Source organism: Terasakiispira papahanaumokuakeensis, assembly GCF_001709345.1.
Classification (GTDB): domain Bacteria; phylum Pseudomonadota; class Gammaproteobacteria; order Pseudomonadales; family Halomonadaceae; genus Terasakiispira; species Terasakiispira papahanaumokuakeensis.
Genome location: NZ_MDTQ01000001.1, coordinates 2,700,341 through 2,723,419 on the forward strand (window position 1 = coordinate 2,700,341; position 23,079 = coordinate 2,723,419).

A 23,079-nucleotide genomic window follows, 5' to 3' on the forward strand; every position below is an offset into this window, starting at 1 on the left:
ATAGATAATCCAACGCATATACTTGGAATGAATACTTTTTTGCTCATCCATCGCGACAATACAAGACCTGCTGACTGGAAGAGTTCTCCGGCCGTCATAACGATGACGTTTTACCTTTGTCTTTGGCTTTTCTAAGTACGAGCGAGATGACGATATCGGCGAGCTTGCCGAAAGGCGCATGTATCAGGCGGGGAAAGTTCCAACGCCCCTGCACAAAGACGCCCTTGGCATGACTCATCGAGCGGAAACCTTCGATGCCGTGGTAAGCCCCCATACCGCTCAGGCCAACGCCGCCGAAAGGCAAATCATCTTGCGCCACGTGCATCAAGGTATTGTTGATCCCCACATTGCCAGACGTCGTACGTTCAAGCAGCCGAGCGCAGTCATGATCCTCAGCGCCGAAGTAATAGAGCGTGAGAGGGCGAGGCCGTGCGTTCACGTACGCAATCACTTCGTCGATGCAACGGTAGGTCCGCACCGGCAGGACGGGGCCGAAAATTTCCTCTTGCATGAGGGGCGCTTCATCATCGGTATTGATGACGAGCGTAGGCACCAAGGCGCGCTCACGTCCAGGCAAGCGAGTAGGGCTTTCGCCCACCTCAATCACACGGGCCCCCGTGCGGCGCGCGTGATCGACCAACTCGCATAGCCGGTCATAATGACGATCGCTGATGATGGTGGTGTAGTCGGGACTCGCCGGGCCCTCTGGGTAGAAACGCCGTACTGTGGCGACGTACTGGGTGATAAAGCTTTCTAAGTCATCTTCGTGAACCAGGGCATAATCTGGTGCCACACAAGTTTGGCCTGCGTTGGACAGCTTGCCATAAACCAAGCTGTGTACAGTGCGCTGATGGGCGTGACCAGGAGCCACGATAGCCGGGCTCTTGCCGCCGAGTTCTAAAGTGATCGGCACCAGATGATCGCTGGCAGCTCGCATCACCTTGCGACCGACTTGTGTGCTACCGGTGAATAACAAGTGGTCAAACGGTAGTGCACTGAACGCCTCGCCTGCCTCGGGCCCACCTAGCACGACAGCCACCTCATCAAGAGAAAAGACTTCGGCCAGCATGCGCTGCAACACCTCGCTTGTCCGTGGCGTCAGTTCAGAAGGCTTGAGCATGACACGATTACCCGCTGCCAAAGCCGTCACCAACGGTATCAGCGTGAGCGCAATAGGATAGTTCCAAGGCGCCATCACACCCACGACGCCCAGCGGCTGGTATTCAACGTAAGCGCGTCCCGAACGGTAGATCAATGGTACATGGCGACGTTCGCGCTTCATAAAGCGACGCAGGTGGCGGGAAAGGTAGTCGATGGCCTGAATGACACAGGCCAACTCCATCATATCGGTCTCATGGCGCGAACGGTGACCGAAATCAGCACTGACTTCGTCTTTGAAGACGTCTCGGTAAGCCAGCACCGCACTACGTAGCCGAGAGAGTCGAGCCTTACGCACTTCCAGATCCGGCGGACCCTCGTGAAGGAATGCATGGCGCTGCCGGTACAGCAGGGCAGCCATGTGAATGCGATGTTCATCCTGTGTCATGAGACCTCTCCGGCGATCAAAATTCAGCCACTCAGGTCGGTATTGAGGGCTAACGAAAGCCGATTATTAGCGAAAACGATCGTCAGACCGCTTTTTGCCCCCCACCATCGACTGAGCCCTTATTCAACACGCGAATAGCGCAAAAAAACAGGCCCCCGAAGAGGCCTGTGAGGTCATGACGGTGAATCACGTTAATTTAATGATCAAACAATAGCTGCTGGAGTGCCAAAGCACGCTCAAGCACTTCTGCTTCGGTACTAGGTGACTGCGCCATCAGGGCTTCGATTCGGCCTTTGGTCGCCGCATCATAAGGAGCCTCACTGGCCGGAAAGTAATCGCCCTCTTTCAAGAACCAGTTTTTAGGGCTGATATCACCATGGACGGTATCGGGATATTGACCTGGGTGAGCAATCCGAAGCGACACATTATCCATTAACCCGGCCGGATCAAGTTCACCTTCATAAGGGCTTTGACGTACAATATAGTTAAAACGCTTATTATCGATCGCGATATTATGCGCTAACGTGATGGCACCAGGGTTAAAGTTATCGGTAAAGCCATCCATATTATTATTGAACGACAGGCTGTTACGTACGATATGCGGTACAGGCAAGCCTTCCCCACCGAGTTTGAAGCCATTCCCACGATTGCCGCCTTTTTTCTCCATCGCTAATGTCTGGCCATTATTAAACGAAATAGAGTTCATAATCGTCACCGCGCCATTGGGCCCATCTTCTACTTTGTTGAAGAGATCCCAGCCGTCATCAATATTGTGATGAGAAATACAGTGATCGAATAAATTACCTTCCCCAATCCGCATTTTAGCGGCAAAACCATCGGCATTGATTTGTGAAGGATCCATGTTGTTATAGCTTTCACTGTACCGAACGGTATTGTGGCTGGCCCAAAGGGCACGACCAATCCCGCGGGGCGAAGTGATTTGGAAGCCGCTGTCAGGCGCATCGTGGGTCACGATATGCTCAAACGTATTGTGACTCCCGTGAACAATCAGTCGCTCTCCTGCGACTTCAAGATGATCAAGCTGCCAGTAGTTGGCATTATGAGACACCATGCCGGTAAAGCGCACTTGAGCCCCTTCGCCGGTCAGTCTTTTCAACTTATCGGGACGACCACTGGCGGATAGGGGAATTTCAATCTCTGGATAATCACCACTGGCTAAGTGAATCGTGCCACCGGGCGCCACTTGCATAATGGCTGAGGCCAGATCCAACGGCTGAGCCTTTGTACCCGCCTGCCCCACCTGACCTTGCGGTGAAACATACAGATTCATCGGGTCAGCAACCGCGACAGGTTTGACCGTCAGCGTTTGTGTCTGAACAGACTGTTCCGGCCCCTGTAACGGTTTAAAGGTCACGGTCAGCGCTGTGGATTCTGAAACCGTCACAGGTTGCTGAAATAGCTGGCCTGCGCGTACTTTTTTCGGTTCCGCCAGTGCCTGCCCTGCGCGCATCACTTGATATTCGCCCGCATAATTCGCCCGCGCTTGCAGCGTATAATCGGGAATACTGGTTACTTCAGCGGAGGCAAGCGCCCAGTTTAAAGGCGTTTTCGGTGGTTGATAGCGGCTGCTCTGGTCAGTGTCGGCATCACTGAGTTCAAGCGTGACATCAGAGACACTCAACCGAGCATTACGCGCGGCAAAAAAGCCTAGATACTGGTGGTCGGCATCCTGTGTCTGCACTAAGTTCGCGGGCGCATCATCCAGCGTATGAGTGACCGTTTTTTGTCCATCATTCAACGTGACTGAAAAGTGTTCGTTCGTCCGTGTGAGCGTCATGCGATAGTGGTGATGACGATCATGTTCGATGCCTTCCACATAATCTTGCTTGCTCAAGAAATTGCCCGGATTCCCCCAGGGCTGGCGAATCCCTTCTCGATAAACAGCGGTCGCATTGGATAAGCCATCGTTCTGACGGCTATGAGAACGCAATAAATTCATCACCATGTTGGACGCCGCTGGAAATTCTTCGTGACCCACAGGCTGCGGATTAGCCCGCGGCGCCCCAATGATATCGCGGATCATAATGCCCGCACCTTCTTGACGATTAGGCGTTGCGCCCGTCTCAGGCCCCAGCTGCTCTAAAGTTAACGTCGCCGCAATGGTAAAGTTAACGTCAGTCGGCAAACGGGTATAATAGAATGTGCCGCCTTCATGAGAGTTCGCCAATTTACCGCCGCGGCTCTCAATAGTGAACTGCTTCACTAATGGCCCAGCATCGACCGGTTCACCATCAACCGTCACCTCATTGGTACCCACTTTTTCCGGCAGAATGGTCGATCCAAAGTTCAAATCAGTCGATTGACCGAATGTAATCGCTTGCCAAGTCAGATCCTGTGCAGCAGGCGCTGCTAATACAGCCGTCGTTCCGAATACAGGCACGAGGCTGACGAGTGAAACCCTTATTATTTTATTCATATCAAAAGCATCCCTATATTTATTATCTTTCTTTTCAGCAGCGACATCGTCATGTCATTGACTCGCAACGCCATCATAATTCAGACACACTTTTAAACGTAATACGTCATACGTATTAGGTCAGAAAAAAGCCCAGGCGCATCGCCTGAGCACTGAATAGGATTTGTGGTGGGGCTTGTGACTAGACGGGCAAGCTCGACATTTTACAACTAGGTCTAGGAGGTGATGCCGTCAATGTTTCAGAACACGAGATAAAAAGGCTTGGGTCCGCTCATTCTGAGGGCGGTCAAAGACATCCTCCGGCTTGCCTTCCTCGACAATGCAGCCTTCATGGACATAGACCACGCGATGCGCCACTTCTCTGGCAAACCCCATTTCATGAGTCACCACCATCATGGTCATCCCTTCACTGGCCAACTCACGCATCACATCCAAGACCTCGCCAATCATTTCAGGGTCGAGGGCAGATGTCGGCTCGTCGAATAACATTAAACGCGGTTCCATCGCCAATGAACGAGCAATCGCCACGCGTTGTTGCTGCCCTCCAGAGAGCTGCGTTGGATACTTCTGAGCTTGATTGCCAATGCCCACCCGCTCTAATAATCGATGTGCCGTTTCTTGCGCTTGCTGGGCAGCAATACCTTTTACCTTCATCGGGGCAAGCGTAATATTCTCTAATACCGTGAGGTGCGGGAATAAGTTGAACTGCTGAAAAACCATCCCGACTTCCTGACGGATGATATTCAGTGCTTGCTGATGGCCACCATTCACTGCTAGCGCTTGTCCATCCACTTCCAAAGCACCCTGTTGATACTCTTCCAAACCATTCACACAGCGAATCAACGTCGATTTGCCTGAACCACTGGCACCAATAATGACGACCACTTCACCGGCATCAACGGTCAGATCAATATCTTTCAGTACATGGTGATCACCAAAATACTTATTCATGCCCTGAATATTGACAATTGAACTCATGCTTTCACCTTTATCAATCTGTGCTCATCTCCACAGGTACGCGAGCAACACTTGATGGACACACGCCACTCTCGACGTACCGGTCACGCTCACTCATGCGTCATCACTTGATCGAAGACTTAACGAGCACTGACCTGACCGCGACGTTCATACCAGCGCAAAATAATGGATAACGGAATAGTGATCGCAAGATAAAGCACGGCAACCATGAAATAGACTTCAAATGCGGTAAATGTCGTCGCAATATAAAGCTGCCCTTGGCGCACGAGTTCACCAACACCAATCACAGAAAACAATGAAGTATCTTTGATACTGACGATGGCCTGATTACCTAACGGCGGAATCATACGGCGTAGCGCCTGGGGCCAGATGATGTAACGAAAGGTTTGTAGGCGAGATAACCCCAATGAAACCCCGGCTTCTCGCTGGCCTTTATCTATAGACTTCACACCGCCACGGACCACTTCAGAAATATAAGCTCCTGAATTCAGTGCAATCGCGGCGATCCCGGCAGTGATGGCATTAATGGGCCCACCCAGTAAATCTGGCAGACCATAAAATATGAATAACACCTGCACTAAAATAGGTGTCCCGCGGAAAATCTCAATATAAGCCGTTGCCGGCCAACGCAGTAAAGGTGTACGCGCTAAGCTCATCAAGCCTGCCAAGACACCAATCAAAAAACCGACCACCAGACCGCCAAATGAGATCAGCAGTGTCCAGGGTAGGCCATGAATTAAATAAGGCAGTGAATCCACTGCCGCTTGCCAATCGAAGGTAAAACCCGATCCTTGCACGTGGCGCCCCCTATTGATTATCAAAAAATCTGAGCCCAACAAGCAGGGCTTCGGCATCGAAGCCCTGACATCACTCAGACTCTATTATTCAGGGGCTTTACCAAACCACTTGGTATAGATTTTGTCGTAAGTACCATCCGCTTTCATGGCAGCCAAGGCATCATTGACTTTATCGCGCCAGGGGCTGCCATTGACTAAGGCAATACCATATTGCTGGCCTTCATAAAGCGGCCCCACCACTTGAGTACGCCCTTGGCCTTTCGTTTGAGAGAAATATCCGACATTGGGGGCATCATAAAACACCGCATCGACACTACCTGACATCAATGCCATATACATATCAGCACTGCCCGGATAAGGCGTGATATCGGCTTTATCGCCCAATTTTTGATTCAAAAAATCAGCACTGGTACTGCCGATTTTACTACCGACTTTCTTCCCTTCGAGATCTTCAATGGTATGAATATCTTGCTCATCACTACGCACTAATAAACGGAGCCCTGAATCGTAATAGGGGTCAGAAAAATCAACGATTTTTTCACGAGCGTCGGTGATCGTAATTCCGGCCAGGGCAATATCCGCATTGCCGGTCTGGATTGCCGGGATGATGCCATTAAAATCCATGGTATTCAGCTTATAATCGAAACCTGCTCGGTCTGCGACTTCAGCCAAAATATCCATGTCAAACCCTACCATCTTGCCGGATTCTCGATCTAACATCTCAAAGGGGACAAAGCTGGGATCCGTGACCGCTCTTAAGGTCTCAGCATGCACCGTTTGCGACATTAAAGGACCGCTACCCAAGGCAACACCTGCAGTCAGCACCGAAGAAAACACCCACTGTTTCAATTTATTCTTATACATGATCAGCACCCTTTTCATATCATTTACAACATCATTTTTATACTTTTTGATAAAAAAACATAATAAAACCATGCGTTCAGACGGATAATCTGTCAAGTCTAAACGTAGCAGGCTCACGATTAAAAAACACAAACGATCGAAAAAATCAAAAAAACAACAACGAAAAGTCACGTTTTTGAAGTGAACTCCAAAAAAACACGATTTTACATAATGTTATCTCAAGATCATGAGACTCATCAGGTTCCGCAGTCTTTCCATGTTAGAATACAATTAAAAATCAATACTGATTTATGACCAACGATCGACTCACATCTCCAGACACGCCCCAGGTATCTTTCACGTCATCAAGTCACTCATATGACCAAGATATTGAGACGGGTTAAAAGCAATATCATTTGACTGGCATGAAAGTTCATTTAAAGGTATATCTGGAAATCCGATATTAGGGTGGATCACCGCACAAAAGCGAATAGGATGCTAAGTGCGATTAATGTCATGATCTTGCTTAACGCCAGATACCGGAGCCCGATAATCATGCAGATCCGAGCCATGAAAGGATGCGCGCTACTGGCACTGATCTATTCTCTGACCGGTATACTGCTCACGCTGCTGAGCCTTCATCCTCAAATCATTAATCTATGGTTACCCGCCGGGTTTGCACTCGCCACTTTGATTAAGTATGGGCTTAGACTACTGCCGGGGGTTTTTCTAGGTAACCTCCTATTCAACCTATGGCTTAATCAGCATTTTGACAGTCTGGCACTCTCGTCAATTACAGGATCGATCCTGATTGCCACAGGCGCCAGCGTACAGGCTTCTGTAGCCTACTGGGGCCTCAAGCGTTTTGTGGCAGAGCCTCTGAATATTACGCGTGCGGAGCATGCATGGAAGTTTTCCATTTTTGGGGCCTTTTTGCCGTGTTTGATCAATGCCTCTATCGGCACCCTCAGTCTGCATATCACTCAGAGCATTTTTAATCTTCATGATGCCGTGATTAATTGGGCGCTTTGGTGGACAGCCGACTCATTCGGCACCATATTAGGTGCCCCGCTGGCGATGGCGGTCATTCAAAAGCCCTCCCACTACCAACGCTTGACCGTCAAACTAGGGCTGACCATTGCCAGTGTTTTGCTGTTCAACCAGTTGTACTTTCATCAGCTATATAAACAGTTAGAAACCAGTTTCGATCAACAAATCCAGGTCTTACAAGCCCAGTTACAGGGCATCTTCGAACGCAATCTAGCTGATCTGGCACAGCTTGAGCGCTACGTCTCACAACATGGGGATATCAGTTCCGCAGAGTTTAGTGCTGAGGCTGAACCCCTGTTAAGACGCAACCCGTCCATGCGTGCTTATTCATGGGATCCGCTGATTCCGAAATCGCAACAACATCAATTCGAAACCCAACTCAGTCATGAGTTAGGCCGTCCGGTCAAGGTGAGCCCCCCCCTCTTTGCGAGCAGATGAACCGCTGATACCGGTCAAATACGTCATGCCTATGAACGGCAACACACAAGCCCTAGGCTTTAATCTACTATCGACGCCGAACCGACGCGATTGGATACTGGCGGCACAAAAAAATGGACGAGTCCAAGCGACACGTATTCTGCATTTAGCCCAAGCGCCCAATAAAGCCGGAATGCTCGTATTACAACCGGTATATCGCTCTTCAGTCGAGCAAGGCTTGATGGAAAACCAACGTCAATTAATTGGTTTTCTGGTAGGGGTGTTTACTGTGGACCAAATGATTCATACCGCTCTGAATTACAGCGGTTTGGACCATATTGATCTTCAGCTATTTGAAAACCACGCCATAACCCCAACCTATCGCATCATGTCTGAAGACAATATCGGTCCTCAGAGGCAAGCATTCAACGAGACCTTTCATGTCAGCTTAGCAGGTCAGCAGTGGCAATTATTAGCCATCGCCAGTCAACGCTACATATTGCAACGCCTATCACCGCAGCATTTACCGATGCAGTTGCTTCTGATGATCGCAGCAAGCCTGGCCGCGTTCATGATGATGATGCAACAGAGCCGAGAAACCTATCTCAGCAGTGAAGTGGCACATAAAACAAGAGACCTGGACCATCTCGCCCGTCACGACCCGCTCACAGGCTTACCAAATCGCCGAGCGATGAAAGAAGCGATTCAGAACCTGGCGACCCAAACCACACAAGAACATGCAGCCCTGCTGTTCATCGACTTGGATCGCTTTAAGCTGATTAATGACACCTTAGGTCACCAAACAGGTGATCAATTATTGATTTACCTGGGCCAGCGGCTACAGCAACAACTGACCTCTGATCAATATTTATTTCGCATGGGCGGCGATGAATTTCTGATCTTGTCACCTTACCAGAATGAATCCAATCTTCAGCAATTGGCTAAGCACTTACTGGCCGTCTGTAGTCAGTCTGTAGATTTGGCCAATGGTCCACGCCTCCAAGTCACCGCCAGTATTGGTATCAGCCAATACCCCAGAGACGGGAAAGATTTAGACACCTTGATCAAACATGCGGATACCGCCATGTACCAGGCCAAGGAGCAGGGCAAGAACCAGTTTTTCTGCTATACACCTGCCCTCACCGATGCGACCCGCGAGCACTTCGAACTAGAGCAATCATTGCGTCAAGCGATCAGCCAACATCAGCTGACTGTTTATTATCAGCCACAGTACACACTCAATGATGCGACCCCTTGCGGCTTAGAAGCGTTAGTACGCTGGCAACACCCACAAAAAGGGATGATTTCACCGGGCACCTTTATTCCCATCGCAGAGGAAACGCAGTTGATCATTCCACTGGGCTGGGAAGTGCTTCATCAAGTCTGCCGGCAATTACGCCGCTGGCAACATGAAGGCCTCCATATCAAACGCGTCGCGGTCAATTTATCGCCCGTGCAGTTAATGCAAGCCGACTTTTTCAGCCAGCTATCCCGCATGATTGATAATTACGGCATTCAACCGCAGCAGTTAGAACTCGAGATCACCGAGAGCACGCTGCAAAATGATCCTGACTATGTGATGGAACTCTTACAGCGATTACGTCATCGTGGGCATTTGTTGTCATTAGACGATTTTGGTACCGGCTACTCCTCTTTCCGTCGCCTCAAAAAAATGCCTATTCACCGCTTAAAGATTGATCAAGGCTTTGTACGCGACATTGGTAGCGATCAAACCGATGAAGCGATCATTCATGCCATGATCGCTTTAGGCCATAGTCTCAATATGTCGGTATTGGCGGAAGGGGTTGAAACTGAAGAACAACTTAATTTTCTTTATCACGCGGGGTGTGATGAGATCCAAGGCTTCCTGACAGGCCACCCAACAGCCGCAGAACAGGTGACCTGGAAGCCCATCAAAAGTGATCTAAGAAATCGTCTACTGCTAGAACTGAATGATGTGTAAGCTAAAGCGAATCAAGCCCTTGGAGCGTCATTAAGCGGTGCGCTGCCAAATACCTACCCCTTCAAACCGGGCACGGTCATGAGGGCGTTCAAGCTCAAGCAAAGGCCCTTTAGGGACAATCCCCGTCGGATTGATCATGTCATGACTGGCATAGTAGTGAGATTTAATATGGTGAAAATTCACTGTTTGAGCAACCCCCGGCCACTGGTACAGTTCTCTTAAGTAATTGGAAAGATGGGGGTAATCTTCAATACGGCGCTGATTACATTTGAAGTGACCGACATAGACAGCATCAAACCGCACTAAGGTCGTAAACAAGCGCCAATCAGCTTCAGTCAGGTAGGGGCCGACAAGATAACGTTGCTGCCCTAAACGATTTTCCAGCTTATCCAAAGCTTCAAACAACGCATCAAATGCTTCTTCATAAGCAGCCTGTGTCGTCGCGAACCCAGCTTTATAGACGCCATTATTGACTTGGTGATAGACCTGCTCATTGATGCGATCAATGTCTTCGCGTAATGGCTGGGGATATAGATCCAATGTATTGCCCGTCAGGCCATCAAAGGCCTGATTCAAAATCCGCATAATATCAGCAGATTCATTATTCACGATGCGCTGCTCGCGCTTATCCCATAGAACGGGTACCGTGACTCGACCGGTATAGTGGGCATCCGTCATGGTGTACAGCTGATGGTGATAATCCGCATGATTAACGGGATCGCCTGTCGACCCCGTTGAGGGATCATAGGTCCAGCCGTTCTCTTTCATCAACCAACTGACAACAGAAACGTCAAGCAGCTGATCAAGCCCTTTGAGTGCGCGCATGATCAAGGTGCGGTGCGCCCAAGGACACGCTAAAGAAACATAGAGGTGATAACGTTTAGCCTCAGCGGGATGTGCCGGTTGACCTTCAGGACCTGTTTGGCCCTCAGAAGTTAACCAATCACGTAACTGAGCACTTTCTCGAACGAAACGGCCTCCGTTGTTTTCAGTGTCGTACCATTGATCGACCCATTGTCCATCGACTAAACGCCCCATGATTCACCTCATTGCTTTTGGATGACCTGACCACCTTAATCTGTACTTCTGTCGTTTTCATTCAACAATTTTTGGCCTTTTCATCCTAAAAAATCGAATTATTAACGTTTAATCATGAACGTTTAAAAGCACGATACAAAATAATCATCCATCTAATGAAAAAGAGCGCCACAAGGGCGCTCTTTCAATCGGTTCCCGAAGACAGTGAGTCGTCATCAACAGGCAACTCGCAACTTGAAGCAATAGCACAGATTTCAGCATCGCTCATTCAGCCTGAACAACTCACTGATCCCAGCCAGCACATGATAAGTGAGTCGACCCATTATAAATGAGTTAACCAACCATAACGGTCTTCGGCATGCCCCCACTGAATATCATTCAGTGCTTTTCGCAACGCTTGGGCTTTAGGCCCAGGCTCACCACTGCCGACTCGATGCTCCTGCCCTTGATGAATAAGGGTTCCCACTGGAGCCAGCACCGCGGCAGTACCGGATAATGCGGCTTCACAGTCATCATGGGCGGCACGTTCAAGTAACTCCGTCACCGTAAAATCACGTTCAGTGACCGTCATGCCCAAATCTTTAGCCAGTGTCAACAAAGAGTCGCGGGTCACACCATGCAGGAAGCTGCTATTGAGCGGCTTGGTAATCACTTCATTACCATCAATCAATAAGAAATTCGCTGCACCCGTTTCTTGCACATCACCGTTAGGGCAAAACAACACTTGGTCAGCCTGATAATGTGCTTTAGCTTCTAATGTAGGCTGCATTGCGCTGGCATAGTTACCCCCGCTTTTCACCATCCCCATGTGTGGTGCACAACGCATCCCTTCTTCTTCAATTAACAGACGTAACGCACTGGCACCAGAGGCAAAGTAGTCCCCTACAGGTGACAGCAGTACATAGAGTAATGAAGTTGCAGAAGGAGCAGCCGCTTTACCGACTGCGGGTTCAGTACCAATGTGGGTCGGGCGAATATACATCGCACCCGGTGCTTCCGGGACCTCGTCAGCAAATGCGCGCACAGTCTCAACAATCATGTCTGACAGCATGGCTTCATCGAAAGCCGGCAGTGAGAGTAATCGACTACTCTGCGCCATACGGGCTACGTTGCGATCCATCCGGAAAATTTTCACGCGACCATCATCATGACGAAAGGCTTTCAAGCCTTCAAAGCACGTGCTGGAGTAATGCAGCACATGTGCTGCGGGGTGAAGTGTCAGTTGATCCGACGCCACCAGAGAGGGTTGGCTCCACTCACTCCCATTAAACTCAGAACACGACATTTTCGGCATAAAAACCGTGCCAAAAGCAGCCATATCAACATCCTTTACAATCAAATTCAGAAAAACAATCAGCTTCTTTTCAAGCCTGCGCGAATGCCTATCTCAATAGCGCTAACCGTCAAAGAATACGCCTGACTGCGTTATTAGGCCGATCTCGAATGACATCACATTGTGGCCATCAGGTCATATCGGATCACGATACAATGCATAAGACACTGCGCAAGATAGACAGTATCAAGCAAGATCAATGTGCTGCCCGGGGCGTCAGCCAATCCATATATTGCCCAGCAAACCTAACAAAAAACCCAGGACCGCCCCTAACGGAGGGGCCCAGTGCCGTTTGAGAGGCACTTGAGGCGCAATATCTTGAAAAATAAGATACAGAATACCGCCACTAGCCAACAGCATAATACTGCTCAGTACAGCAGGCATAGAGGTCAGCCATAAAAAACCTATCCAGGCCGCTAATGGCCCTAACAGAGCCAATGCGGTAAACACGGCAAGCACACGGTACACAGGACGGGCCTGATGGGCCTGCAACTCTCGAAAAGCATTAAAGCTCTCGGGAAGGTTTTGTAACGCCATCAATAAAGCCAGCAACAAGGCAGGCCCTTGTCCCTGAGTCAGCAAGGCCCCCAATGCAGCCGCTTCAGGAATAAAATCCAACAGCATGGCTAAAAGTTGTGACCAAGTGCCGCCAGATGAACTTAGCATGCGATCTAATAGCATAAAAGCAATACTGCCGAAAGTCATGCTAAGTGCGACCTGTACCATCGATAAATTCGGCACACTTTCTGGCACCAGAACCAAAGCCACTGCAGCCAATAAAACGCCCGCCCCAAAAGCGATCACACTATGACGGAATTCAGCTTCCAGCCACTGAGGACGCCAATGCTCAAAAGCCGCGAGTGCACCTCCTAAAGGGATCGTAAGGCCTGCCAACCCCCCCAGTAATAAAGCTTGTCCCAATCCATCGGGCATACTCATATTCATAAAGCGCCTTTACCCTCCGGCACCGCAACATTTCTTATACTTACGACCGCTACCACACAAACAAGGATCATTGCGACCGATATTGGCCTTGGGTTCGGCACACTCCTGGCCTGCAAAAAAATACCAACGTCCGTCTTGTTGTATAAAGGTCGAGTCCTCCGTGTGCGCATGCACACCATCATCTAGCTTAAAACGCGCCGTAAACACAACGCGTCCGCGCTCCCCCGTTTGCTCACTAAGATGCACTTTAAGACTCAACCACTGTGATTGACGGGCCCACTCACCCAGTTGCTCAAAATCATAAGCAGCACGCCGCTGCTCTGCCGTGGTGTCTCTTAAATAATCAATATCAGCATTCACATAGGCGACATAGCGTGAACGCATTAACGCCTCTGGGCTACCGGCAAACGCCTGTCGAGCCAGTAATGGGGCGCAGCAATCTTCGTAAGTTAAGCCGGACTGGCAGGGGCATTGCATATGTGCAGTCATGAAAGCAGTCACTCCTCAACAGTGAATCAATAGTGGGCTCACCATAAACTCATCATCAAATTTCAAGTTAAAAAGCTCGGCGAGAGATCAAAACACGCGATTAATTCAACTGAGTTCTGGATGATCAAGATCCGGTTGATGGTCAGCGTCGTAAACTTGAGAGGCTAAACGCAATTGATCCGCTAGAAACTGAGTTGCAGCACCTTCCCGATCTTGGTCCGCATGAATCAGCTGAACGACTGTATGGCGAGTCCCTCCAGCGGTCAGTGGCACCTGCTTCAATTGTCCTGAGGTCAACGCAGTAGTCACTAAATGCTCCGGCACCCAAGCAAAGCCCAACCCGCGTATCAACATCCCCACGGAAGTCGATAAATGACCCACGGTCCAGCGTTGTTCGGCTTTGAGCCAGCCCGCATCAAGTGTCGAGCTCCGTGCAGAATCTCTGACCACTAATTGTCGGTGGTGTCGTAAATCGCGTAAAGAAAGCGGACGCTCAGATTGATGTAGCGGATGGTCTGGATGCGCCACACAAATAAACCGAGTCGATAACAGTGGATCGCCTAAAAAGCCCTGCACCGAACTGGCAGTGATCAATAAATCCACGACACCCTCGTACAGCAGCTCTGCACCGCCGGACAGTACAGGCTCATGCAATTGAACTCGAACTTGTGGGTAAGCTGCAGAGAAATGGGCCAGGGCAGAAGCCAAAGCGGCCTGAGGGAAAATTTGATCCACCGCCAAGCGGACTTGGGCTTCAGTCCCTTCAGCCAGATATGCCGCAACATCTTCAATGGCTTGAGCTTCTTCTAATAACTGACCGGCACGACGTAACAGTGCCTCCCCGGCCAGTGTTAAAAAAGCTCGACGACCTCGGACTTCCAGTATTTGAACCCCTAAGGCATCCTGAAGCTTATGCACGGCATGATTAATGGTTGAAGCACTTTTATGAATGGCTTCCCCGGCTTGCGCAAAGCCACCATGATCGACGACAGCTTTTAACATGCGCCATTGTTCTAAAGTGACTTTATGCATCATAAGCCCCCTCGTTAGGGTCAGGTTAAATCACTCATCTATCCACAATAATCGAATGAACATAGCGATATTTTGCAATATTCATTCGAATTATACGATCTAAAATGACGGCATATCGTATAACGATGACGGCCCCTGAAAACGATGAGCGATTCACGACCGCAACACTCAGACGGGGAGATTAGCGATCAAGATACTGAAGACTGGTTTTCATCAAGACAATAGACTTTCAAGGCGTCAGGTTTTCAGCAACGGTCAATAAAACTCTCAATAAACTGCCAATAAAAAAGTGCTCAATACACGAGGAGGCTTTTATGGCTTCAGCACACACTGAGCTATCCAGCACGATGCCCCAGACACCACACAGCAAACGTCTCATTGACCTGAGAAGAAGCTTGCCGACTCAAGATGGCGCGGGTGTACATATCCAACGCGTACATGATTTTCGTGGTGGGCTAGATCCATTCTTAATGATCGATGAACTCAAGTCGGATCAAGAAGACGACTATATTGCGGGCTTTCCACCACACCCTCACCGAGGCTTTGAAACCATCACTTACATTTTACATGGAGGCATCACCCACGAAGACAGTATGGGTCATAAAGGTGAAGTCCATGCGGGAGGGGCCCAGTGGATGAGTGCAGCCCATGGTGTGATCCACTCGGAAATGCCACTCAAGGATCAGCAAGGCCTGCATGGCTTTCAAGTTTGGATCAATCTACCGGCAAAACGTAAGTTAGAGACGCCTCATTATCGCGATGTCCATCCACAGGAAATGGGTCAAGTGAACTGGGCCCATGGCAAGCTCATTGCCATCGCCGGACATTGGCAAACGGATCAAGGCGAAGCACAAGGCGCCTTAGCTCAGTTAGGAGAAAAAGCCGCCATGGCTGATCTCCGCTTACAGGGCGGCAGCAGCATCACCCTGAATGATGCTGACCAGTATCCTTTGTTGGTGATGCCGTACCGAGGCCAATTTAATGAAGGGCCGAGACAAGGCCAGCTGGGCATCTATAAAGACGGCAACACAGTGACACTTTCAAGCCCCGAAGATACCGGCGCTTTGCTATTCACTGGGCCACCATTAAGAGAACCGATCGCTCACTATGGCCCCTTTGTCATGAATACAGAGCAGGAGCTACAGCAGGCCATTGAAGATTATCAGTCGGGCGCATTAATAGAACGTGCAGTGATTGATGAGACGCGCTAAAAGAGATGCGCCAAAAAGACGCAGTATATTTTTTGAAAAAATTTCAACTTCAGTGAACTTTTCATATTGATGCACGTCACAACATATGTGTTCAAGCGTGGGATTGTTCATGGCGATCCCAGGTTCCCTTCCCGGTTAAACCGGTTACAGGCACCTACCCAGGTGCCTGTTTTTTTATCACCGCTTTATCACGTCAACCTTGCATGCCCAGACGATAAATAAGCGCGTGAATTGTCACCGTCACATTACGCCCATAGAGTCTGTTATCCCCATCTCCTACAATGTCCGCCTTATTCGATTCACTAAGTTCGATTGATAGAGGGAGTGATGGACCTTGTCCAGTACAGATGCGTCGCCTAAGTCCTCGGGGCTTTTGTTCGCCTTAAGTGCTTACGGCATGTGGGGATGTTTCCCTTTATTTTTCCATTTACTGGAAAATGTATCCGCTTGGGAAGTACTGGTCCAACGCATTATCTGGGCCCTCATATTCATGCTCGCCATCTTGGCGTTCACAGGGCGCCTGCGGACTTTTCTAAACCATCTGAGGTCACCACGCACTTTATTTTGGATGACGCTCTCATCCTTGCTAATTGCCATGAACTGGCTGGTTTTTATCTGGGGGGTCAGTCAGCATCATGTCTTGGAAACCAGCTTGGGCTATTTCATTACGCCCTTATTAAGCCTGCTATTAGGCCGGATCGTATTAGGTGAAAGGATGCACCCATTGCAAGCCGTCGCGGGAGGCATCGCCACGCTGGCTGTCCTGTTTGAGCTTTGGGAATTGGGACGTTTACCCTGGATCTCCTTATCGTTAGCCACCACCTTTGCCCTGTACGGGCTGGTGCGTAAGCAACAACCCATAGAAGCTTTGAATGGGCTGACACTGGAAACACTCGTACTCACGCCCATCGCAATTGCCTGGATCTTATGGCAAATGATGAATGGTCATCCCCTCGCTTTTGGACAAAGCCCATGGATCAGCAGCTTATTAATCGCCTCAGGGACACTCACAGCTATTCCATTACTGCTCTTCGCTGCCGCCACTCGTCGACTGGATCTGAATGTGGTGGGCTTCATTATGTACTTGAACCCAACACTACAGTTTTTGTTTGCCGTTTTTGTCTTTGAGGAAAGCTACCCGCCACAGCGATTGATTACGTTTGCTTTAATCTGGCTAGCCATGGGGTTTTTCATGGCAGGGCTCTGGCGTGCCCACAGGCAACGCTCAAAGCCCAGCACTCACGATACAGTAGAAGATTCAGTACTCGATTGAACCGCTGGAGGTTCATCCGCGAAACCGGCACCACCAAACCAGTCTAATTGCTGATGCAATGCCACTACCTCACCCACAATAATGAGCGAGGGTGAGGTGACTTCCGGCTGGGCCGCCAGCTCCGGTAATCCTTGCAAGGTTCCCACAACCTTGGTCTGATCAGACCGTGTACCACGACTGATAATGGCCACAGGCGTTGAAGGATCACGTCCATGCTCAATGAGCGCCGTTGTAATTGCCTCAGCTTTCAAAGTGCCCATGTAGATCACCAGCGTCTGCCGAGATTTAGCGAGCAAAGGCCAATCCATTGGATCGCCATCAACACGACCATGTCCGGTCACAAACTGCACTGTTTGGCTATAGTCACGGTGGGTTAGGGGGATCCCCGCATAGGCTGTTGCACCACTGGCAGCTGTAATGCCGGGCACCACCTGAAAAGGAACTTGGGCTTCGACAAGGCTCTGCGCTTCTTCACCTCCACGGCCGAAAATAAACGGGTCCCCCCCTTTAAGGCGTAACACACGCTTACCTTGCCGAGCCAAACGAATCAACCAATCATTAATCTCAGGCTGTGGCACTGTGTGGTGGCCCGCCACTTTACCCACAGAAAAACGCTCAGCATCACGCCGACACAGTTCAAGAATCTCTGCTGAAACCAAGCGGTCATAAAGCACCACATCAGCCGCCTGCATCAACTGCAAGGCACGTAGCGTCAGCAGTTCTGGATCGCCAGGCCCTGCGCCCACAAGCCATACTTCCCCACCTTGAGAACGATGGGCCGACAAGGCTTCCAGCGTTGATTGCTCAGCTTCTTGATCACGTCCTGCGGCCACCAAGCGAGCCACCGGCCCTTCCAGTAACTGCTCATAAAAACGACGACGTTCAGTCACATCGGTCAGCTGTTGTTTGATGGTCTGACGCAAGCGCCCAGCCAAGGCTAATAAACGGCCCGTACTTTGGGGGATCAAGGTTTCTAGCTTTTGTCTGATCAAGCGGGCCAATACCGGTGCACGCCCCCCTGTCGACATCGCAATTTGTAAAGGACCACGATCAACGAGGCTTGGCACGATAAACGAACAACGGGGCTGATCATCGACAACGTTGACGAACAAGCGACGCGCCGTGGCCGCTTGATAAACCTCGTCGTTGACCTCGGGGTTATCCGTTGCGGCAATCACCAGCCAGACCTCATCCAGTTGAACCGGATCAAAAACGGGCCCGATCCAATGAGCCTGCCCAGCCGATACCGCCTCCTGCAAAGTCGTGCTGATCTCGGGTGCCACGATATGCAATACCGCACCGGCTTTCAGTAAAGCATCACCTTTACGGGAGGCCACTTCACCACCGCCCACTAACAAACAAGCTCGCCCTTGCAACTGGGCAAACAGCGGATAATAGTCCATCCAATACTCACTCAAAACAGCGGGATTAAGACAGCTGACAGGTCATCTAATGTCAATGAAATTGCCAATAAAACGAGGCCACGTTATTTACAATAACTTGCCCCTAAAACCATGAAAACGGCGGATCAGGTCTTCAGTGCCCACACAGTTTATTCGTGCAAACCGCACTCACGTTTAAGACCAAAGAAACGCGTATCCTCTTCAGTCATATCAGCCGTGAGCGGACGACTGGTATGCCAATCTCCAACCGAGACATACCCCGCCTCCCAGAGCGGATGATACGGCAAATCATGGTCGACCAAATAACGATGAACATCTCGCGTATGCCAATCGATCAAAGGATAGACTTTATAGCGCCCATCACGACGCTGCTCAACAACAGCACGATGCTGCCGAGAGCTGGACTGTTGCCGACGCAACCCCGCAAACCAAGTGCCGACATCCAAATCATCCAATGCTTGATTCATCGGATCGACTTTACGCATTTGATTGTATTGCTCAATGCCCTCGACACCTTGCTCCCAAAGCTTACCGTGACGCGCTTCAAAATAAGCTGCGCTCAGTGGTGCAGAAGAGACCTTAAGGTTAAGTTTCAAGCGCTCAGTGAGCTGATCAATAAACCGATAGGTTTCCGGAAACAAATAACCCGTATCCACCAACAACACCGGAATATCCGGCTTTATTTGCGTCACCAAGTGCAGTAATACCGCTGATTGAATACCAAAACTGGAGCTCAGGACAAAGCTGCCAGGTAAATGAGACAAAGCCCATTCAACACGGCCAATCGCTGAATCACTTTCCAGCGATGCAAGCTGCGTCTCGGATAATACGGTCGTTGAAGGCATAAGTGCTCCCACACATCATCATTTGATTATTGGGAACAAGACTACTGGAGTTGAGGATACACAAAAAGAAATAAATAAAGATTTTAATATCTCAAAATAGAATAAAAAAATAATTCATTCGAGCTATTTCACATGGCAGCCTAGCGAGAGCCCTGTGAGGCTCACGCGATGATACTCAGTTTAAGACTGACGGCTCAGCATCATGTTGGTGATTAGGCGCTAATAACCAATGCCCTTTTCCTGAGCGCTTCACCTCATACATCAGATGATCCGCCACTTGTAGCCATGCATCAACCGTCACCATATCCGACTGCCATGCACAGACGCCAATACTGGCACCGACCTGATGAGTCTGAGCCTCAATGTCAATAGGTTGGGATAATGCGTGCAGCATTTGCTCTGCCCGTTGTTTTACATGCATTGAGTGACGCCCATCTGCCATCACCATCACAAACTCATCCCCCCCTATTCGAGCCACAAGATCGCGACTACTGGTCAAGTGCTGCAAGCGTTGAGCCACGACCTTTAACACTTGATCACCGACAGCATGACCAAACTCATCATTCACCGGCTTAAAACCGTCTAGATCCAAATAAAACAAGACAGGACAGTGTTCAACCCAACGCGCCGACTCCATTCGTTTTTGTAGCCAGTCCGTCAAATAACGTCGATTAGCCAATTGAGTCAAAGGATCATGATGAGCACGATACTCTAGGTCAGACTGACGCTGATAAAAATCAGTCATATCATCCAACGTCAACACAGCCCCACTGGTAGCCTGAGATTTTTTTAATGGGTTCACACGGACATAAGCCTGAAAAGTACGACCAGAATGACATTGCAACGGAACATCCTCAAAAACACCTTCTTGTCCCGCTTCAACAACAGCCATCAAGCGCTGAAAAAAGGCCTCTTGTCCCGGTTCAAACAAACGGGCAAATGTGCCACGCAGTAAAAAGGAGCGATCATACCCCGTCAACTGCACGGCAAAATCATTGGCAAAGCGAATACGCCCATCCAAATCAATCACGATAACGCCTTCCTGCACTAACAGCAGGATGGTTTTCATTTCCTCTTCTAAGGACTCACGCTGCCGATATTGGCGATGAACTTGCTTGAGCAATAACAAAAGCCCAATCGAGGCAAATCCCCCGATCACAGCCGTCAGTAACATTTTAACCAGGAAGGTATGCCAAACACGTGTCCAGGGAAACGATAGGCTAAGCGTCAACCCCAAGTCTTCTGATTGGCGTGTCACGGAGGCAAAACCAGGTTCCTCCTCCAAAGGGCCGCCCAGCATTTCGCCCCGGAAAGGATAATGGCTAATGACATTGCCCCGCTGATTGGCCAGAGAAATCAGAATCCCCGTATTCTGTGAAAATGCCCCTAACTGCTGGGAAATGGTGCGCGCATTCAGTACCGCGACTAAAGTACCGAACTGCCCATCAGGCAAGGCCAGACGCCGCGTTAACATCACTAAATATCGACCATTAAAACGGCTCACGACAGGCTCAGCAATAAATAACTCATCTCGTTCAGGGTGAAGTCGATGATACTTCACATAAGCCCGGTCACTGACATCCAACTGCTGCCCTTCTTGAGCCGAGATACGCGTCGCGGCAATCAAATGTCCCTGCTCATTAATAACCGAAAGGCTTGCCACTTCAGGCATATAATTAAGCGCGTTATTCAGACGATCATTCCAATAAGCAACGACAGATTGGTGAGGCTGATGAAGAGGGCTTTCAAGCTGGTGACGTAGCTTGAGCATTTGCCCATCGATATGATGAAAGTACTGAGAATACTGCGCCAAAACACTGTGCGCCAAATCACGCAAATAATCGCGCGTTGTTGATTTGAACTGCCACGAGTCAATGATGATAAAGCAAATGCCAAGAAACCAGATAAAACCGATCAGTCCCAAAGTCCCACGGTTTAAAGAACGAAGCAGCAACGACATGGCAGCCCTCTGACCATTGATGAGTCCAGTTTATTTGCCTCAACCTGCCTGCATGACCCTGCTTTTTATGTGGCATTATTTTAATCATAATGCATCATCACATCGCCTTTTAAGCGCCTACAGATCAATGCCATATCAGTATCTATTAATATTAAAAAATCTCAATAAAAAGCTTGATATTGATCTAATAAACCACATATAAAAAAACCGCCCTGACGAATCAGAGCGGTTTTTCAAAATATGGTGGGTCGTGTAGGATTCGAACCTACGACCAATTGGTTAAAAGCCAACTGCTCTACCAACTGAGCTAACGACCCGATAAGATGTATACTACACATCAATCCGTTTTTTTGCAACCTTTAAATCAAGTAACTTTATGATTTATAAGGCTTTTGAAGTTTTCAGGCTTTAAAAATGAGCCCTTCAAAAAAAGTGTTCGGTCACTCTGGCGTAGGTGGTGGGTCGTGTAGGATTCGAACCTACGACCAATTGGTTAAAAGCCAACTGCTCTACCAACTGAGCTAACGACCCCCAACGCGGCGCAAATAATACCTCTTTTTCCGTAACTTGCAACCCCTACCTACTATTTTTTTAAATATTTTTTTATCATGCTGTCCAAACGAGGCTTCATCATGGGCCATCAAACCCATGAATTCATCGACGACGGCGAATGGCATGTACGGGACGTCGGCCTCGTTGTTTGCGACCAGAAGGCACCTGATCATTCGGGCCAAAATTCACAGACTTACTCTGTAATCCCGCCAGCCCGGATAAGTCATCGACCTCAGCCTGAGTCAACTCCACCCATTCACCCGCCTTGACTCGCTTATCCAGAAAAATATTGCCGTAGCGGACACGTTTGAGACGGCTAACAGTAACGCCTTGAGACTCCCACAAACGACGCACTTCACGATTACGTCCTTCCATGATCACCACATGAAACCACGTATTAATCCCTTCTCCACCAACAGATTGGATGTCAGAAAAGCGCGCCAAACCATCTTCCAACATGATGCCATCTCGCATCCGCGCCAACATATCGTCATCCACCTGCCCCATAATGCGCACAGCATATTCACGTTCAACCTGATGCGAGGGGTGCATCAAACGGTTAGCCAGCTCGCCATCATTGGTAAACAGTAGTAAACCACTGGTATTGATATCCAGGCGCCCGATCGCAATCCAGCGCTCGCCTTTTAAACGAGGCAAGTTATCAAAAACCGTACGCCGACCTTCCGGGTCACGCCGCGTCACCAACTCACCTTCAGGCTTGTTGTACATAATGACGCGTCTGGGCATGTCTAACTCACTTTTCAGGCGAACCGCTTTACCCTTGACCGTCACTCGGTCATCCAGCGTAATTCGATCACCTAAAGTCGCGGTCTCGCCATTCACAGTGACGACACCACTTTCAATTAAGGTTTCCATTTCACGACGAGAGCCCAAACCGCTCCGCGCTAAGACTTTTTGCAGCTTTTCACTTTTTTGAGTCACGGTGTTCACACACAGGTTTAAGAGA

Annotated in this window: 18 protein-coding genes and 2 tRNA genes; 4 read left to right on the forward strand and 16 right to left on the reverse strand. The window is 49.4% G+C overall.

Going from position 1 to position 23,079, the window contains the following annotated elements; genetic code table 11:
• Positions 1-94 precede the first annotated feature (94 nt).
• The 5 genes from BFW38_RS11765 to BFW38_RS11785 all read right to left on the reverse strand — a co-directional run bounded on the left by BFW38_RS11765 (position 95) and on the right by BFW38_RS11785 (position 6,622).
• The gene (locus BFW38_RS11765; RefSeq protein WP_068998938.1) at positions 95-1,546 is read right to left on the reverse strand and encodes a coniferyl aldehyde dehydrogenase; all 1,452 of its coding nucleotides are present in this window, start codon (positions 1,544-1,546) and stop codon (positions 95-97) included.
• A gap of 196 nt (positions 1,547-1,742) precedes the next feature.
• Positions 1,743-3,983: a right-handed parallel beta-helix repeat-containing protein gene (locus BFW38_RS11770; protein ID WP_068998940.1), complete on the reverse strand. Its 2,241-nt coding sequence runs from the start codon at positions 3,981-3,983 to the stop codon at positions 1,743-1,745.
• 231 nt (positions 3,984-4,214) lie between these two features.
• A complete protein-coding gene (locus BFW38_RS11775; RefSeq protein WP_068998943.1) occupies positions 4,215-4,961 on the reverse strand; it encodes an amino acid ABC transporter ATP-binding protein in 747 nt (248 codons plus the stop codon).
• A gap of 119 nt (positions 4,962-5,080) precedes the next feature.
• Positions 5,081-5,758, reverse strand: a complete 678-nt coding sequence (locus tag BFW38_RS11780) for an amino acid ABC transporter permease (protein WP_068998944.1) — start codon at positions 5,756-5,758, stop codon at positions 5,081-5,083.
• Between the two features lie 84 nt (positions 5,759-5,842).
• The gene (locus BFW38_RS11785; protein WP_084004815.1) at positions 5,843-6,622 is read right to left on the reverse strand and encodes a transporter substrate-binding domain-containing protein; all 780 of its coding nucleotides are present in this window, start codon (positions 6,620-6,622) and stop codon (positions 5,843-5,845) included.
• Positions 6,623-7,156: 534 nt separating this feature from the next.
• Between BFW38_RS11785 and BFW38_RS11790 the strand changes: the two genes are divergently transcribed.
• Entirely contained in the window at positions 7,157-8,089 is a 933-nt protein-coding gene (locus tag BFW38_RS11790; RefSeq protein WP_068998946.1) for an MASE1 domain-containing protein, read from the forward strand.
• The gene (locus BFW38_RS11795; RefSeq protein ID WP_068998948.1) at positions 8,076-10,031 is read left to right on the forward strand and encodes a putative bifunctional diguanylate cyclase/phosphodiesterase; all 1,956 of its coding nucleotides are present in this window, start codon (positions 8,076-8,078) and stop codon (positions 10,029-10,031) included. Before BFW38_RS11790 ends, BFW38_RS11795 begins: the two co-directional genes overlap by 14 nt.
• Before the next feature lie 30 nt (positions 10,032-10,061).
• Here BFW38_RS11795 and BFW38_RS11800 read toward each other — a convergent pair whose 3' ends face one another.
• The 5 genes from BFW38_RS11800 to BFW38_RS11820 all read right to left on the reverse strand — a co-directional run bounded on the left by BFW38_RS11800 (position 10,062) and on the right by BFW38_RS11820 (position 14,868).
• A complete protein-coding gene (locus BFW38_RS11800) occupies positions 10,062-11,069 on the reverse strand; it encodes a glutathione S-transferase family protein (protein ID WP_068998950.1) in 1,008 nt (335 codons plus the stop codon).
• Between the two features lie 322 nt (positions 11,070-11,391).
• Positions 11,392-12,387, reverse strand: coding sequence for a branched-chain amino acid aminotransferase (locus tag BFW38_RS11805; protein ID WP_068998953.1), 996 nt, complete (start codon positions 12,385-12,387; stop codon positions 11,392-11,394).
• A 231-nt stretch (positions 12,388-12,618) separates the two neighbouring features.
• The gene (locus BFW38_RS11810; protein ID WP_245686144.1) at positions 12,619-13,341 is read right to left on the reverse strand and encodes a ZIP family metal transporter; all 723 of its coding nucleotides are present in this window, start codon (positions 13,339-13,341) and stop codon (positions 12,619-12,621) included.
• A gap of 15 nt (positions 13,342-13,356) precedes the next feature.
• A complete protein-coding gene (locus BFW38_RS11815) occupies positions 13,357-13,836 on the reverse strand; it encodes a YchJ family protein (RefSeq protein ID WP_068998955.1) in 480 nt (159 codons plus the stop codon).
• A 105-nt stretch (positions 13,837-13,941) separates the two neighbouring features.
• The gene (locus BFW38_RS11820) at positions 13,942-14,868 is read right to left on the reverse strand and encodes a LysR family transcriptional regulator (protein WP_069000435.1); all 927 of its coding nucleotides are present in this window, start codon (positions 14,866-14,868) and stop codon (positions 13,942-13,944) included.
• Positions 14,869-15,182: 314 nt separating this feature from the next.
• Between BFW38_RS11820 and BFW38_RS11825 the strand changes: the two genes are divergently transcribed.
• Positions 15,183-16,079: a pirin family protein gene (locus BFW38_RS11825; protein ID WP_245686145.1), complete on the forward strand. Its 897-nt coding sequence runs from the start codon at positions 15,183-15,185 to the stop codon at positions 16,077-16,079.
• A 334-nt stretch (positions 16,080-16,413) separates the two neighbouring features.
• The gene (rarD, locus tag BFW38_RS11830; RefSeq protein WP_218186415.1) at positions 16,414-17,352 is read left to right on the forward strand and encodes an EamA family transporter RarD; all 939 of its coding nucleotides are present in this window, start codon (positions 16,414-16,416) and stop codon (positions 17,350-17,352) included.
• Here rarD and cysG read toward each other — a convergent pair.
• The 6 genes from cysG to rluB all read right to left on the reverse strand — a co-directional run bounded on the left by cysG (position 17,319) and on the right by rluB (position 23,054).
• Positions 17,319-18,755 carry a siroheme synthase CysG gene (gene cysG, locus BFW38_RS11835; RefSeq protein ID WP_068998958.1) on the reverse strand — a complete coding sequence of 479 codons (1,437 nt, stop codon included), beginning with the start codon at positions 18,753-18,755 and terminating at the stop codon, positions 17,319-17,321. The genes rarD and cysG overlap by 34 nt on opposite strands.
• A 149-nt stretch (positions 18,756-18,904) precedes the next feature.
• Positions 18,905-19,600 (reverse strand): phosphoadenylyl-sulfate reductase, encoded by a 696-nt coding sequence (locus tag BFW38_RS11840; protein WP_068998961.1) that lies wholly within the window; start codon positions 19,598-19,600, stop codon positions 18,905-18,907.
• 175 nt (positions 19,601-19,775) lie between these two features.
• A complete protein-coding gene (locus BFW38_RS11845) occupies positions 19,776-21,560 on the reverse strand; it encodes a sensor domain-containing diguanylate cyclase (RefSeq protein ID WP_068998963.1) in 1,785 nt (594 codons plus the stop codon).
• Positions 21,561-21,801: 241 nt separating this feature from the next.
• Positions 21,802-21,877: transfer RNA gene (locus BFW38_RS11850), tRNA-Lys, on the reverse strand.
• Positions 21,878-22,015: 138 nt separating this feature from the next.
• A tRNA-Lys gene (locus BFW38_RS11855) sits at positions 22,016-22,091 on the reverse strand.
• Between the two features lie 123 nt (positions 22,092-22,214).
• Positions 22,215-23,054 (reverse strand): 23S rRNA pseudouridine(2605) synthase RluB, encoded by an 840-nt coding sequence (gene rluB, locus BFW38_RS11860; protein WP_084004619.1) that lies wholly within the window; start codon positions 23,052-23,054, stop codon positions 22,215-22,217.
• Between the last annotated feature and the right edge of the window lie 25 nt (positions 23,055-23,079).